This is a genomic window from Treponema sp. B152 (assembly GCF_024181665.1).
Classification (GTDB): Bacteria; Spirochaetota; Spirochaetia; order Treponematales; family Treponemataceae; genus Treponema_B; species Treponema_B denticola.
On the sequence record NZ_CP058668.1, the window covers coordinates 1,467,960 to 1,483,121 of the forward strand.

Here is a 15,162-nt window from a genome sequence, read left to right on the forward strand (position 1 = left end):
ATAAATTTTTATTTTATTCAATCGGGGGAATCGAACAGAACCTAATACACAAATTTATCGTCTTCATCTTTTACTATAATAACTCTTCCCCGCTCTGCTTCATTTTTCACTCGGGCTAAAAAGTGGTCAACGGTATTATTTAGATCACGCTTTAGAACAGGTCCCATATACTGCTCTTCATCGAGAACCAAGGCAGCACGGCTTTTAGACATATTCGCCAAGATTACCTTTCTAAATTCTTCACTTTGATTATGTATTAAAAGAGCCAACTCTTTATCGGTCATAGGAGAGATTAGATATTGAATGTGCTTTGGATTCATATTTATAACATCATCAATGGTAACAAGTTTGCGTTTTATAGTTTCGGTCAAATTTTCATCTTCAAGATCAAGAGAATCCAAGATACTCGAGCCGGTCTCATAATCCAGTTTACGCAAAATATCGGCCAATACGGAAACACCGTCAACCGAGCTTGTGCGGTTTAAATTTACATCGGCAAGTTTCTTTTTTAAGGCCTCACTTACCTGAGTAAGAACTTCAGCATCTATCTTTTTGAGTTTTGCAAGGCGTAAGATTATGTCTTTTTTTTCGTCTTCATCTTCGATGGAACTTATATAGGCAGCAGCCTGTTTAGGCTCCAATTGAGAAAGAACTATGGCCTTTGTAGCCGGAAGCTCGCCTTGTAATATCCTCGTCAGGCGATCCTTATCCATACCTTCAAGATACTCAAAAGGTTTAGGCATTTTAGGAGGCACGGCAGTTTCAAGAATTTTTTCTGCCCTGGCCTCGCCGAAGGCTTCGGTTAAGATTGTCTTAGCCGTATCGACACCGCCCAAAAGGTTTTTGTTTTTATTGTAGATATCGTTAAATTCATTTAGAATATCATAGGCTTCTTTTTTATCTATCGATTGAACCGTAACAAGTTCTGCTACAACCTTGTCTATCTGCTCCTTGGTTAGCTGCCGCAAAACGTCGGCAGCCTGCTCCGCCCCGATTATAAAAAGAAATTTGGCGACCTTCCTATACGGGCTTTCTTTTCCGGCACTTTTTTCATCTACAGGAACCTTTATAAGACCATTCTTTAACATTTGACTTTCAATATCGCTCATAAAAACCTCAGGGGATATTATAGCACGGATTAGCCTAAAAGGGCAAGAGTAAAAGAAGGATGTAATTTTTTTCAAGCTGCCCTATACTTTAAATTTATTAACCTCAAATGCCAGATTTTCAATACTGCTTTTATTTTTTTGTGTAATTTCATTTACTTCCTTCATGGCATTACTTATCTGAACGGCACTGCAAGCCATCTCATTCATGCTTAATGTAATTTTTCGGGTTAAGCCGTCTAATTTAGTCATCTCTTCAGCAACCTGTTCTCCGCCCCTTAACATTTCAGCCGAACCGTTACTTACTTCAAAAGTTACGGAATTAATATTTTTTATAGCATTTAAAATTTCTACACCGGCATTTTCCTGCTCACGCATGGACTGGGTTAAAAATTCACTCATAGATTTTACTTGTTCGGAAAAACTAAAAATTAAACTGAATTTTTCTTCAGCCGTTTTAGAAGATACTGACAAGGAATCGATTTCGCCGCTTAAGGCTTTAAGCGTTGCTGTAATTGTTTTTCCCTGTGCACTTGACTCTTCAGCTAATTTTCTGATTTCGTCGGCAACTACGGCAAATCCTTTTCCGGCTTCTCCTGCATGAGCTGCTTCAATAGCCGCATTCATAGCCAAAAGATTTGTTTGACTTGCAATATGTTGAATAACACTGCTTGCCTCTAAAAGACCGCCCGATTCTTCCGCAATTTTTTGAGTTACGCTATTTGATTTAGAAACAATTTCTTTTCCGTCCTCAGTCGATTCGGCAAGAGTTTTAATAAGCTCATCGGTCTTTTCCAAGGTTTGAGTTATGGAAGCAATATTGGCAGTCATCTGTTCTATTGAAGCCGACGAGCGTGAAACGCTTTCAGCTTGATTTTCAATTGAAGCATTTAGCTGTTTAATATTTTTGATTATCTGTTCAATTGTTGCAACCGTTTCCGTAACACTTGTAGCCTGCGTCAAAGCCTGCTGTTTTACACCATTGATATTCTCGGTAATTTCATGAACGGAATCTGCTGTCCGGTTCATATTTAAAGCTAGGTCTGATCCGATTTCAGCCATTGAGCGGCTGTTAACTCCTACGGACTGCATTGAATTTCCTATTTTTTCAATTGTTCTATTAAAATATTCAGACAGCTCGGTAATTTCATTATTACCGATTAAAGGCAGTCTTACAGTTAAATCGCCCTCGCCTTGCGAAATATTTTTAAGAACTTCAATTACTTTATTAATCGGTTTGACAATATTATTTGCAGTAAAAAATCCTATGAGTACCGCAATAAGTATACCGCACAAAGCAACAACGATAAAAATATTTAACAGGTTAGATACATTCTCCGAAATAAATTCGGAAGCCGGAGCCGTTATCAATAATTTCCATCCTGAATATCTCATTGCAGATAGAGCCGAAATATGTTTTACGCCGTTTATTTTAGAAACTTGCACAGCCGATTTTTTTGACTCTAGAGCATCTTTTAAAAATATTGAAAAATCCGTTTTCTCCGAATTTAATATTTCGGAAAAAAAATTCTTATATAAAATTTCCGGCCTACGGCTTCCCAAAATAATTCCTGAAGGGCTGATAAGATAAGCCTGCCCTGTTTCACCGACAATTATATCGCTGATTAAATTCGATAAAGAATCGCCTAAAATTGAAGCAGTAATAGTTCCTACAATTTTTCCCTGTAAATCGCGTAAGGGAATTGCAAGTATGGAAACATATTTTCTTTTTGTTAAAGACATTTCAGGTTCCGTAATTATATATTTCCCCTTTATGACAGATTTAAACCACTCGGTATTGTTTATCTTTTCAGTTTTACCGTCCGTATTATACAAGACGCCGTCAAGACCGCTTATTCCGAAACTAATCCATCCGCTTTGTTTTAGCATTTGAATTTCATTTTTAAATAAATTAATTTTCTCAGAATAAGGAACAGAGTCATCTTGAATAATCGGCATATTTGAAAATGTATCCAGTTTTTTAAATATTGAATCAGCCCTCTCATTTAAAACTTTAGAAGAACCTTCAGCCAATTCTTTGATAAAATATTCGGTATTACGCATAAGAAAAAAAGAAGCAAGGTATACCGATATTATACACATCACTGTCAAAAGAGATACGGCAAAAAATATAAAAACCGATACCATCTTATTTTTTATTGAAAATAATTTAAATCGTTTATCGATATTTTTGTTTTCTTGTTTCATAATTTTTTATTCTCCCAATGTGCGGTCTGCGTCTTTTACAAAAGAGTTAAGAACATTTTGTATATCTTTACCCGATGAAGCTTCTTTTAATGCCTTATTCCAATACTCACGCATTTTAGAAAATCCGGTTATATTATTATAATATTGGCCGAAAAATTTTTGAAGAACGGAATTATATAATATTTCGTCATCGGAAGTTTCAATTTGAATTTTAGATGTAGCCGGAAATCCTCCCGTAGCCTTTACAAGTTTATAGGCCCAAACCTCATCAGTTGCGGCAAATTTTAAAAACAGTTTTGCCGCTTCTATTTTCTGTTTATCGGAACCTTTAAACACACATGCTCCGCCTGCTAAAAATTCCAGTAAAGGTGCAGAAGAATCATTTGGGAAAGGCATATAAATCGGAGTAAAATCTTTACCCTTATAGTTTCGTTTTCCGTCATACATTTTATTAAGCTGCGGTGAATATAAAATAGTGTGAGCTGCCTTTGATTCGGCAAACATAGAAATTGCATCATTGGAAGTAAGCTCTGCACCATCAAGCAAAAGGCCTTCTCTCATTGCATTAATAGTCCACTTCAAATTTTTTACGGCTTGAGAAGAATTAAAAATATATTTTGAATAGTCTTCATTTAAAAGATTGGCATCTCCGAAAAGGTTTACCAAAAAAGCTCTTGTTCCTTGATCACCGCCCATAGTCTTATAATAGAAGACTCCAGGGGTTTTCCCTTTGGGAAGTTTTTCTTTTAAAGATTTAAGAAGGGTCTCATATTCGGCTACGGTCCAGCACCGATCTAAGCGTTTGTAGGGTAAAAGATCTATGAGCCCCAAATCTTCAAGCATCTCTTTATTAAAAGCCATAGAAAAAGGGCCTCCGTGCATGGGATACATGTACGAACGCCTGTCTTTACCGGCTGAAATTTCCAAAAGCCCTGTGGTAATATAGGGCTTTTCGGTTGCAAGAACATCATCTAACGGTTCCAATAAACCTCTGTCCGCCCAAGCAAGAATACGGCCGGGTGCGTCATAAATGACATCCGGAGCCTTGCCTTCAGCTATGGCAGCTTCGATTTTTGCCTCACCATCTGCAAAACTTATAAGCGTAAAATTAACCTTAACGCCGGGGTATTCTTTTTGAAAGGCCTCTATAAGACTTTTTTCAAAACCGCCGCCTTCTCCTGTTTCAGATGTAAAATTGGGAAAGCTCCAAAATTCGATTTCGGCAGTAAGCTGCTTTTTTCCTTTATTTGTACATCCTGCAAGAATTAAAAAAGACATACACAAATATAAAATTTTCATCGAAAAAGATTTTTTCATATATCTTCTCCCTAATAATCAATTTCGGTTATTATGTTCTCAAGTCCGACCTGTTTTATAAAAATGATTTTTTTTAGTTTTGCATCAAGATAATATCTTACAAATTCTTTTTCAGAGTATTTATAGATATTGGTTAAGTTAGCACCTCTCTTATTGCAAATCCAAAATTTTATCTCGCCGTTTTTGCTCTTTGTTTTTATTATGATATTTTCGGAAATTTTTCCGTCTGTTATATCAACATTATTTTTTACCATAGAATGAGATTTGTCATAATAAGAACTAGTATTTGAACTATAGTCAATACGATTTTGAGCGTTATTTAATTTTTCTTCAAATAGAAAAAAATCGATTATATCGGTATTGTTTTTTGGAAAAATATAGACAGTTTGTTTTTTCTTTATATCATTGACCTGTATATTAACTATAGAAAGATCAGAAAAATAATTTTTCTTTGTACCTTCCGATACGGAATAATATGCAATATTGCTTACAGAATCCACAATTATAAAATCATTACTCCCATAACCACCTGCAAAAACTTGTAATGCAAAAAACAACACCACAAAACAAATACATAAAGATTTCTTTTTTAAAAGTTTCATATAAAACCTCCCGGTATAATATTAATTGTTAAAAAACATTTGCTTTTTTATCGGTATCCATAGCTTGTCTTAAAATAGTATTTATACGGCTTTGGTAACCTTTTCCGTATGATTTAAGCCAAGCAATAATATCGGAATCAAGTCTTATTGATAAAGGCTTTTTAATAGGGCGGTACATTTCCAAAAAATCAGCTTTTGTTAGTTCAGGAATGTCTGAAGTATCTATAGGTCTGTCATTTAAAGCTTTTAATTCTTCAATTTTTTCTTTTGCTAAGTTTTTCTTAGCTTCCGCAATATTCATCGATTTTTCCGCATTTTATTGTATATACAAGATAGTATTTTGTCAAGCCCAACCTCTTCTCCTCGACAAAAATCAAAAAAAGCGGTATAATAGCTTTGATGAAAACAAAACAAACACTAATCCAAACCAGACTTTTTTCCTTTGAAGATAAAGAGTACAAAGACTTTAATAAAAAGCTGATTCCCAATATTGACGAAAATACGATGATAGGCATCAGAACTCCCGTCCTGCATAAATTTGCAAAAGAGTTTTTTAAGGCCGAGCCGGAACAAGTTTCGGACTTTATGAAGGACGTGCCGCACAAGTATTTTGAAGAAAACAATCTGCACTGCTTTTTTATTGAAAACATAAAAGATTTTAATGAAGCGGTAAAAGAGACCGAAAAATTTTTGCCCTACATCGACAATTGGGCAACCTGCGACAGCTTTTCTCCCAAGATATTCAAAAAACACCATGAAGAAATTTACAAAAAAATTTTGGTATGGCTAAAATCGAAGCATACCTATACCGTTAGGTACGCCATCGGGCTTTTATTATCAAATTATCTCGATGAACATTTTAGCCCCGAAATGTTGGAACTTGTTTCAAAAATCAGATCCGATGAGTACTATATAAATATGATGATAGCTTGGTATTTTAGCTTTGCCCTCATCAAGCAATACAAAACAGCCCTCCCCTACATCGAAAACAAAAAGCTTGATACCTTCACCCACAACAAAGCTATCCAAAAAGCCATCGAAAGCTACCGCATTCCGAAAGAAGTAAAAGAGCTTTTAAGAGCGATGAAGGTGAAAAACTAATTTTTAGTTTTGCGTATTCGTAGACTTCGCAGTTCCGTATACAATTCCCTTGCTGCATATGCATCCGGCTGAGCATTTTGTAACAGCTTCTCGGCTTTTTGTATGGCCGTAACAAATTTTTTTCTATCAGGGTTTTCGGGAATAAAGTAATCTTCAGTTCCGTGATAGTAGGCATCGGTTATTTTTGACAGTAAAAGCTCTGTCCGCAATGCAAAAGTTCCGGGCACTTCTCGTTCCGGTTTGTCGGTTTCATCTTTGAGCAGATCCGACGGCAATGGAGCCTCGCCGAGTTTTTGCATGGACGAACCGTCGTAACTAATTGCGTACAGAGCATTGCCAGTTACTCCATGGTTTTCGGCATAATCTATAAAGTAGATTTTTTCTTTGCCGAATTCGATTCTGTGTAGTTTGGCATAATTGGGCTGATAGACCGCGCTATTTGTGTGATACATTTTTTGATACAGTCTTCTTTTATCGCTCCCGTCAAAGCGGCTGCGGTAAATACTCATATCTTCGTACGAAAAATAGTACCAATAACCTTGATGATAAAACGGATCGCTTTTTTCATCTCCGTTACGGAAAATGTAATCGGTACTTTCATAGCGGACATCGTTTGCAGCCGGCACCGGCAGGTATTTTTGATATATCAACGGATGATTTAACGCATCGGCTCCGTAAAAACGGCTGTCCGATGTTAAAAAATATTTTCCCTCGCAGTGTGAGCGCAGATATTGTCCGGCAAAGGGATAATCATCCCATGTTGCATCTGCATTGTACCATTGACCGTCAAGGTTAATCCTGTTCCACATATGAGCTACAGTCGGTTCCGTATATACGGCTCGGTCTTTTCCTTCCACACAAACTGTTTGAATACCTGCACCGTTCATCAGTTTTTTATAACTGAGACTGTAGTCCTCACATACGCCTTTGCCGTCCAAAAGCGCTCCTGCCGCCGTCCTTTGGTATTGCGAACTTGAGTTTACTTCATACACAATGTTTTTTTGCAGTTCGCGGTACAAGGCATAACTTATTTCCGCTTGCGACATACTTTCGTGCACGGCGTTATAGAATTTTTCAAAAGCCTTTATAAGCCGTTGATAGTCTGTGTCGACTGTAGAGCTTTCTATAAGAAAGGTAAGCTCATACGAGGCTGTTTCGTCTTCATTATCGTTTTTATACTTATATGCAATATCTTTTGACGGCGGCAAATGAAAGAGAAAAAGCGAATTTTCGTCCAGATAATCCAAAAAATCTGAATACAGTTTTTTACATTCGCTTTGTCCATTGCTGTCTGTTTTGCAGCTTATGTGTAAATCACCGACATCGACCGTTTTTTCAAAACGTAGAGCCGCATTTAAAAGGCGTTTAAAAAGTACTTGTTTTTTTGCTTCGGCACCGGGTGTGCTTTCGGGCGGCGTATGGTGTTCTTCGCCTGTCGGCGGAGTGGAAGGCGGCTGCGGATTTTGAGGTTGCGGTTCTTTAGGCTGTTTTAAAGCCATACCTCCATTATTGGTTAAAGCAAGGTTTCTATTTACATTGTCCAAACAGGACACGGTGCACACTATAAGCGCGACTAAAAAAATATATGCTGTTTGTTTTAGTTGCTTTTTCATAAATACTTTTAAATATACTGAAAAAACAGATTTTATTCAATATCTCTATCAACCACTCCATTCCTAATTAACCTTTGCTATCTTGGAGAGCTTCGCTCTTAAATAAAATTATTGTTTGGTTACAACCTATCTGCACTTTTGCTTTAAGAGCATTTTGTAATTATTTCGAAAAATTAAGATTGGCATTTTCGGCAGCTTCAAACATAAAAAATTTATTCTCATCTCTTGACAATACAACTTATATATTGTATTATCTAAATATGACAGGTAAAGAAATAACCAAAATATTAAAGAAAAATGGATGGACTATTGATAGAATAAAAGGTTCACATCATATCTTTATTAAAGGTGACAAAACTATTCCTGTACCTGTTCATGGAAGCAAAGACTTGCCGATAGGCACTGTAAAAAATATTTTCCGCCTTGCCGGAATTAAGGAGTGATGATGAAATACTACTGTACGTTAAAAAAAGAAGACGGAGTTTATTATGTTGCTTTTCCTGATCTGCCGCATGTCTTTACTTTTGGCTATACAAAAAAAGAAGCCTTAGAAATGGCAAGAGAAGCATTAAACGGAGTTCTAGAAAGTGAAACATCACGTGGAATAAAAATAGCTCTTCCAAATTTTATCTCCGAATATGCTGTTGAAGTTGAACCTAATATTGCATTTGCTATTATGCTTCGTAAAAACAGAGGAAATAAAACGCAAATTGAAGTAGCAGATAAACTCAATATATCATATCAGCAATATCAGAATTTAGAAAACCCTAAAAAAACAAATCCGACACTAAAAACAATAGCTAAATTGCAAAAAATATTTAACTATAAATTTATAAATTTTTAAACCATAAAAATTTTCCCCACCAAATTCCAAACTCAACACTCCGCCCCTACCTTGAATTTTTCCCTCGCTTCAAGTATACTTAACAATATAGAATCGTTCAAAATCCACCGGAAGTTAAGAGGTTGTCTATGAATATTTACCGATTTTGTGTTAAAAGCAAAGAAGGCTTACACTTTCAAATACCCAAAAATGAAGAGCTCTTAAAGCAGGCCCATGTTCTCGGCTTTAAAGCCGTTAAAGAAATAAATACCGAAGCCCTTTATTTTGTACGCGGAGATCTTTCAAATGAAGAAAAAAAGGTACTGGCCGACTTTTTGTTTTGCGATGAGCTTTATGAGTACAGCCAAACCGAAGGCTTTATAATAGAAGATAAAAAAAATATTTTCCATATCGAAACAGCCTTAAAGCCGGGAGTTACGGACTCATCTTCACGCGAGGCCTTGAGGGCCGTCAAAGAACTCGGTATTCGCGGCGTTGAAGAAATTACCAGCGGAAAAGCCTACGATATTCAGGGCGAACTAACCCAATCCGAAATAGAAAAGATTGCAAAAAGCCTTTTATGCAATGATGTTATAGAACAGTATAAAATAGGTTTTGTAGAACCTGCATGGGCTCATGAACATGACGGAAAAAATGAGCCTAATACAAGAGTTGAACTCATAGACATAGCCTCCATGAACGATGAGGAACTTTTAGCCCTCTCAAATGAAAGGCGGGCTGCCTTGGATATTTACGAGATGAGGGCTATCAGGGAATTCTACAAGACGGAAAAACGGCCTTGTACCGATGCGGAATTTGAAACCATAGCCCAAACTTGGAGCGAGCACTGCGTTCATAAAACCTTTAAGGCAAAAATAGACATTGACGGCACCTCTCTAACAGAGGAGCAAAAAAAAGCCTATCCCGGTCTTTGCGTAAACAGCATAATTAAAACCTATATCAAAAAGGCAACCGACGACATCGATGCTCCTTGGGTGCTCTCCTCCTTTGTGGACAATGCCGGTATTATCGAATTTGACGAAAAATACGAAGTTTCCTTTAAGGCGGAAACTCATAATCATCCTTCCGCTATCGAACCCTTCGGAGGAGCCAATACGGGAGTCGGCGGCGTTATCAGAGATGTTATGGGCGTTTCAGCCCGACCCTTCGCCGTAACCGATGTCCTTTGCTTCGGCCATCCCGACACTCCGGCAGAAAATGTTCCCAAGGGAACCCTTCATCCTAAACGCATAATCTCAGGCGTTATAGAAGGAGTTAAGGACTACGGAAACAAGATGGGCATTCCGACCGTAAACGGAGGCGTTCACTACCACGAGGCTTATGCTTCAAATCCTTTAGTCTACTGCGGATGTGCAGGTATTACTCCCAGAGGCAAGCACCGCACAAAGCCCTCGGCCGGAGATCATATTATTTCTTTAGGCGGAAAAACGGGACGGGACGGTCTTAGGGGAGCTACATTTTCTTCGATGGTAATGGATGCAAGCACCGGCGATGTTGCAGGCTCATCGGTTCAAATTGGAGAACCTATAATTCAAAAAAAAGTAGCGGAAGTTCTTATAGATGCCCGCGATCAAGGTCTTTATTCTGCAATTACCGACTGCGGAGCGGGAGGTTATTCTTCTGCCGTAGGCGAAATGGCTTCGACACTCGGCTGCGATGTAGACCTTGCAAAAATCCCCGTAAAATATCAGGGGCTTGCCCCATGGGAGCTCTGGCTTTCGGAGGCACAAGAAAGAATGGTTATCGCCGTTCCCGATGACAAACTTGAAGCCTTACAAAAACTTTGCGATGCCAACGATGTGGAATTAACAAACCTCGGCCGTTTTACCGGAGATGCCGTTTTAAGGGTACGCTTCGGCGAAAAGGAAATAATAAATCTTTCATGCGGCTTTTTACATTCGGGCCCGCCGCAGAGAAAACTAAAAGCGGCTCCTCCAAAAAATGGAAAACCTTTTATAAAATATCCTGAATATAAGGAACCCGATCTGAATGCGGCTCTAAAGGCTGTGATAAATCATCATGCCGTAAATTCAAAAGAAGACATAGTAAGGCTTTACGACCATGAGGTTCAAGGCGGAACAATTCTACGCCCATACGACGGCCCTGAAGGAAATGTGCCTCAGGACGCAGCCGTTATAAAGCCCATGGAAACGGAAGGTAAAAAAGCCGTTGCTATCTCAAATGCCTTAAATCCGAGGCAGGGACTTTTGGATCCTTATGCAGCCGCAGCAAGTGCGATAGACGAAGCTGTCCGAAATGCCGTTGCAGCCGGAGCAGACCCCGAAAAAACAGCCATCCTCGATAACTTTTGCTTAGGAGATCCCAACCGTCCCGAAACCATGTGGGCTCTGATAGAAATGGCACGCTCTTGCTATGACACAGCCCTCGTCTTTAAGACCCCCTTTATTTCGGGAAAGGATTCCTTTAATAACGAATACCTAAGCTCAGAGGGAAAAAGAGTTTCCATTCCGCCGTCACTTTTAATATCGGCGATGGGAATAGTTCCCGACATCGGAAAGGTTCCGGGCTCTGACTTTAAAAAAGAAGGTTCGGCTATTTACCTCGTAGGTAAACCTCAATTTTCTTTCGGCGGCTCGGTTTTTGCAGAACTTTTCGGCATTCCTTCAGGAGAAAGCGCTGCCGTTCCACCCTTTAAAAAAGAAGCGGCTGAACTTTATAAAAAACTTCACTCCAATATAATGAAGGGCTTGGTGCTTTCATGCCACGACCTAAGCGAAGGAGGCCTTGCTGCCGCCCTCTACGAAATGTGTTTAAGCGGCATAGGAGCCGAGTTAAAAAAAGACTTCTACACAAGGCTGGGAGCTTCAAGGATTGCAAGCCTCTTTGGGGAAACCACAGGCTGTCTTATTGTAGAAATAAAGGAAGAAAACCGTTCGGCCTTTGAAAAGGAAATGGAAGGTGCTTCAATTTACGAGATAGGAAAAACCTGCGGAAAGACAGGATTAAAACTTTAAAAAGTTAATTTAAGGGCAAGAAAATATGAGCGGGATCGATTTAGAAAAAATAAAAGAAGAAACTATAGCCGCCTTAAATGAGCTTCTTGAAGCGGCTTCTTTAAAAGCCGGAGACATACTTGTTCTAGGCTGCAGCACCAGCGAGGTTTCGGGAGGAGTAATCGGTAAGGCCTCAAATGAAGAAGCCGGAAGAACAATAGTCTCCGCCCTGCTTTCAGTCCTTGAACCTAAGGGAATCTTTTTGGCGGTTCAAGGCTGCGAACACATAAACCGAGCTCTCGTTATCGAAAAGGAATCTCAAGAAAAATACGGCTTTGAAGAGGTGTCCGTAGTTCCCGCCCTCCACGCAGGAGGAGCCGCATCCCTCGCCGCCTACAATCTTTTTAAGTCTCCGGTTATGATAGAACACGTAAGGGCCCATGCCGGCATGGACATAGGAGACACCGAAATCGGAATGCATGTAAAATTTGTGCAAGTCCCCGTAAGGCTCAAAACCAAGTACATAGGCTCGGCGAGGCTCACAGCCCTCAAAAGCCGCCCCAAATTGATCGGCGGCGAAAGAGCCGTGTATGAAAGAGGATAGTTTTTGCTATCCAATAACTCTTGTGAATTCTCTGTTAAATTTTTCCTTTAATTCGGAATCAGTTCCGTTAAAAAACGGGAGTCCTATTAAAACATAAGGATCATTTTTTATAAAGCTTATTGGCTCAATACCATACCTCTCAGTAATTTGAATAAGAAAATCCTCTTTCCATTTATCGGCTTCAATTAAATGACTTCCTTTAGGTTCTATAAATACTTGATAACAGGTATTTTTCTTTTCAGTTTTTCCGTGCAAAAACAAAAGAAAATCCGGCTGGAAACCTTCTCCGTTGTCAAACGAAAAAATTTTATATACTTGTTCATTCCTAAGTAACTGAATAGCATCATAATTTTCCGAAAGATTTTTGATATGATCTTCTATATACCGTATTAAATTGCGTTCTTCCGCTGTACCCCAAAAATCGGTCATCAAATACCAATTACAAGCAGATGAACAAATTTCTTTTTCCAGCATACGGTTCTCAACTGTGTCATATTTTGATTCATCAATCAGAATCAATTTTTCTTTTGTAAGACATGTTTTTCCGGATTCTTCTGTAAAGGAAAAAATATCCGAAAATTTTACCAATTTAAAATCAGAACCGTTATATGGTTTATCGTAAGTTTCAAGTTCTTTTTGAATATATAAAAAGAATTTTTCACAAAAATCAACCAGATTCTTATTTGGTATATCTTCAAATTCAGTATCATAACTTAATTCAATTTTTACATCTTTTAAGAATTCAAAAAAACTATTCATTCCTTTAATGTCAAATCTTTTTCTTAGATTTTCAAAACTGTAATATGATTCAGGGTGGTTGTTTAATCTATGTATTGCTTTTTGTAAAATATGAAGATCCATATCACAAATACTAATTCTTTTTGTTTGAAACTTTCCGGTATCGGCTGCAATATAATCATCATCATTTTTATCAAAATTAACAAAACGAACTTCAGAATAAAGACCTGTTATAATTTTATACTCAAAGGGAGGAAAATTTTTAAAATCTTGAGGCAGTTTTTTTAATTTTCTTTTAGGATTTTCTATTCTCTCATTGATAAAAATATACATATCGTTAAGTTTTTTTTGCAAAGATGATTTTATGCCAATAGTTTTAGCAGTACGGTTTTCATAAATTAATCCTTGATTTTTTAACTCATTTGATAATTCATTAATATATCTATGATCTTCATTACTATGAAAGTAGAATTCTTCAAGAATTCTTAACTTATTTTGTAAATCATTATCAAATTTACGCTTATTTTTTTCTTTATCTTTATATATAAAAGGATAATATCTAACTCCGCGTCCGATTAATTGCACTTCACTTGTTGTTGCAGCGCCGGCTTTTTTATTTTTTGTGTTGGTATCCCGACCCTCATATAATCTCACAATATCGTAAAGATTTAATACATCCCAGCCTTCCGTTAAACGGTTCACTGTAAAAATAGCCCGGATATGATTATCAAAATCTTCAAGACTATTTAATAATTTATCCTTTTCAGGAGATGTTTTTTCATTTTTTCCATCTTTACTATTTGTTATAATAATATTTCTTTCTGAAAAAGTTTCTTTTATATATAGAACAACATCTGAAAAAGAAATTTTCTTATCACGCATATATGCAGTAATTCTATCAAAAATGGAATTATTTAGTATATGTATATCTGAAGAAGTATCGTCTGCATTATCCAAATTATTCTTATTTAATTTATTTATAAATAAAAAATCTCTTTCAGTCAAGTTTTTACACAATTTAATGAAATCAGCATAGTCTTTTCTTGAGTCATTAATTTCTTTACTTCTGAAAAGAATAATAGGCTTAAAATTAGGTATACCGGCCTCAGCAGCAATGCGATAACGATACCAATTAAGCAATAAGGCTTGTAAAATCCTTTCTTTATATCCAAGATTTGACCGCACAAGCCTAATATGTTTTGTATATCCATTTTGGACAAAATCCTTTAAATCAAACCGGAAAATAATCTTATCGTCATATTTTTTATGTATTGAATCTATATCAGGAATTGTAGCAGTAAACTCAAGAAGAACATTATTATGTAATGAATTTTTTACACCCTTATTAAAAATATAATGACATATAGTATTTTCCCAAGATTTTTCAATTTTTTCATTAAATTTTTTTGTAAAAGAATTACCGCTAATCTCCCCAATAAATGAAATATCTTCAAAGTCTGTCTGTTCTTTTTGCTTTTTTGCATCTGCATTTAAGTGATGAGCCTCATCACCCAACAAAACTAAATCTCGTTTTTGTAAATCGGAAAGCAAAAGAGCATTTTCACTTTCCTTATAAATATCATTATGCAGCTTTTGAATTGTTGTAAATTTAATTTGAATATCATCTGAAGATTTTCCAAATATTTCCACTTCACGAAGATGAATCCGTTTTCCATCAATAACAATATTTTCTTTAAAAAGATATTTACTGTGATTTTGATTTATAAAATTATCCTGTGTCTTTCCCAAAATTGCATTTTGATTAACGAAAAAAACAAAACACCGATAACCTTTTTTATAATAGTATAAAATCAGAGCTGCCATCAAAAGTGTTTTTCCGCTTCCGGTTGCCATATTAAACATTAGGTGAAGAGGAGGAATAGATTCATTTTTTATAAGTTTTGCATCTCTAATCCTTTCATTAAGTAAAAATAATTCAAAGGCCTCTTTCTGCCATTCATAAAAAGGATATTTTAAATTTTCGGTAATATATGAATAATCTTTTGGTTCTATCTTAGAAATTTCATACTCATATGCAAGTGATTTTAAATCTTTAAAAAGCATTTTTACCTCTT

12 protein-coding genes are annotated in these 15,162 nt (G+C 36.8%); 5 read left to right on the top strand and 7 right to left on the bottom strand.

What is annotated here, in order from left to right; translation table 11 throughout:
* Positions 1–41: 41 nt before the first annotated feature.
* The 5 genes from HYB91_RS06835 to HYB91_RS06855 all read right to left on the bottom strand — a co-directional run bounded on the left by HYB91_RS06835 (position 42) and on the right by HYB91_RS06855 (position 5,534).
* Positions 42–1,109 carry a flagellar motor switch protein FliG gene (locus HYB91_RS06835; RefSeq protein ID WP_002677827.1) on the bottom strand — a complete coding sequence of 356 codons (1,068 nt, stop codon included), beginning with the start codon at positions 1,107–1,109 and terminating at the stop codon, positions 42–44.
* Between the two features lie 81 nt (positions 1,110–1,190).
* Positions 1,191–3,314, bottom strand: coding sequence for a methyl-accepting chemotaxis protein (locus tag HYB91_RS06840; RefSeq protein WP_002677825.1), 2,124 nt, complete (start codon positions 3,312–3,314; stop codon positions 1,191–1,193).
* A gap of 6 nt (positions 3,315–3,320) precedes the next feature.
* Entirely contained in the window at positions 3,321–4,631 is a 1,311-nt protein-coding gene (locus tag HYB91_RS06845; protein WP_002677824.1) for an ABC transporter substrate-binding protein, read from the bottom strand.
* An 11-nt stretch (positions 4,632–4,642) separates the two neighbouring features.
* Entirely contained in the window at positions 4,643–5,233 is a 591-nt protein-coding gene (locus HYB91_RS06850) for a hypothetical protein (RefSeq protein ID WP_002677823.1), read from the bottom strand.
* 28 nt (positions 5,234–5,261) lie between these two features.
* Positions 5,262–5,534 (bottom strand): BrnA antitoxin family protein, encoded by a 273-nt coding sequence (locus HYB91_RS06855; protein ID WP_002677822.1) that lies wholly within the window; start codon positions 5,532–5,534, stop codon positions 5,262–5,264.
* Between the two features lie 98 nt (positions 5,535–5,632).
* On the opposite strand from HYB91_RS06855, the gene HYB91_RS06860 reads away from it, so the two are divergent.
* On the top strand, positions 5,633–6,334 hold the full coding sequence (locus tag HYB91_RS06860) for a DNA alkylation repair protein (protein WP_002677821.1): 702 nt from the start codon (positions 5,633–5,635) through the stop codon (positions 6,332–6,334).
* Here HYB91_RS06860 and HYB91_RS06865 read toward each other — a convergent pair.
* Positions 6,331–7,833, bottom strand: a complete 1,503-nt coding sequence (locus HYB91_RS06865) for a transglutaminase domain-containing protein (RefSeq protein ID WP_252508198.1) — start codon at positions 7,831–7,833, stop codon at positions 6,331–6,333. The two genes, HYB91_RS06860 and HYB91_RS06865, sit on opposite strands and share 4 nt — an antisense overlap.
* Positions 7,834–8,207: 374 nt before the next feature.
* Between HYB91_RS06865 and HYB91_RS06870 the strand changes: the two genes are divergently transcribed.
* The 4 genes from HYB91_RS06870 to HYB91_RS06885 all read left to right on the top strand — a co-directional run bounded on the left by HYB91_RS06870 (position 8,208) and on the right by HYB91_RS06885 (position 12,349).
* Positions 8,208–8,390, top strand: coding sequence for a type II toxin-antitoxin system HicA family toxin (locus HYB91_RS06870; protein ID WP_002668586.1), 183 nt, complete (start codon positions 8,208–8,210; stop codon positions 8,388–8,390).
* Complete coding sequence (locus HYB91_RS06875; protein WP_252830115.1) at positions 8,390–8,791, top strand: type II toxin-antitoxin system HicB family antitoxin; 402 nt, start codon at positions 8,390–8,392, stop codon at positions 8,789–8,791. The genes HYB91_RS06870 and HYB91_RS06875 overlap by 1 nt, the downstream gene beginning before the upstream one ends.
* Before the next feature lie 128 nt (positions 8,792–8,919).
* On the top strand, positions 8,920–11,766 hold the full coding sequence (purL, locus tag HYB91_RS06880) for a phosphoribosylformylglycinamidine synthase subunit PurL (protein ID WP_002677818.1): 2,847 nt from the start codon (positions 8,920–8,922) through the stop codon (positions 11,764–11,766).
* Positions 11,767–11,791: 25 nt separating this feature from the next.
* On the top strand, positions 11,792–12,349 hold the full coding sequence (locus HYB91_RS06885; RefSeq protein WP_002677817.1) for a TIGR01440 family protein: 558 nt from the start codon (positions 11,792–11,794) through the stop codon (positions 12,347–12,349).
* 6 nt (positions 12,350–12,355) lie between these two features.
* Here HYB91_RS06885 and HYB91_RS06890 read toward each other — a convergent pair whose 3' ends face one another.
* Positions 12,356–15,151, bottom strand: a complete 2,796-nt coding sequence (locus tag HYB91_RS06890; protein WP_002677816.1) for a DEAD/DEAH box helicase family protein — start codon at positions 15,149–15,151, stop codon at positions 12,356–12,358.
* Between the last annotated feature and the right edge of the window lie 11 nt (positions 15,152–15,162).

Bases quoted from the DNA above. Each gene is read 5' to 3' on its own strand.
- HYB91_RS06875 (WP_252830115.1), top strand. From the start codon at position 8,390: ATGATGAAATACTACTGTACGTTAAAAAAAGAAGACGGAGTTTATTAT.
- HYB91_RS06850 (WP_002677823.1), bottom strand. From the start codon at position 5,233: ATGAAACTTTTAAAAAAGAAATCTTTATGTATTTGTTTTGTGGTGTTG.
- HYB91_RS06840 (WP_002677825.1), bottom strand. From the start codon at position 3,314: ATGAAACAAGAAAACAAAAATATCGATAAACGATTTAAATTATTTTCA.
- HYB91_RS06855 (WP_002677822.1), bottom strand. From the start codon at position 5,534: ATGAATATTGCGGAAGCTAAGAAAAACTTAGCAAAAGAAAAAATTGAA.
- HYB91_RS06885 (WP_002677817.1), top strand. From the start codon at position 11,792: ATGAGCGGGATCGATTTAGAAAAAATAAAAGAAGAAACTATAGCCGCC.
- HYB91_RS06865 (WP_252508198.1), bottom strand. From the start codon at position 7,833: ATGGCTTTAAAACAGCCTAAAGAACCGCAACCTCAAAATCCGCAGCCG.
- HYB91_RS06870 (WP_002668586.1), top strand. From the start codon at position 8,208: ATGACAGGTAAAGAAATAACCAAAATATTAAAGAAAAATGGATGGACT.
- purL (WP_002677818.1), top strand. From the start codon at position 8,920: ATGAATATTTACCGATTTTGTGTTAAAAGCAAAGAAGGCTTACACTTT.
- HYB91_RS06860 (WP_002677821.1), top strand. From the start codon at position 5,633: ATGAAAACAAAACAAACACTAATCCAAACCAGACTTTTTTCCTTTGAA.
- HYB91_RS06890 (WP_002677816.1), bottom strand. From the start codon at position 15,151: ATGCTTTTTAAAGATTTAAAATCACTTGCATATGAGTATGAAATTTCT.
- HYB91_RS06845 (WP_002677824.1), bottom strand. From the start codon at position 4,631: ATGAAAAAATCTTTTTCGATGAAAATTTTATATTTGTGTATGTCTTTT.
- HYB91_RS06835 (WP_002677827.1), bottom strand. From the start codon at position 1,109: ATGAGCGATATTGAAAGTCAAATGTTAAAGAATGGTCTTATAAAGGTT.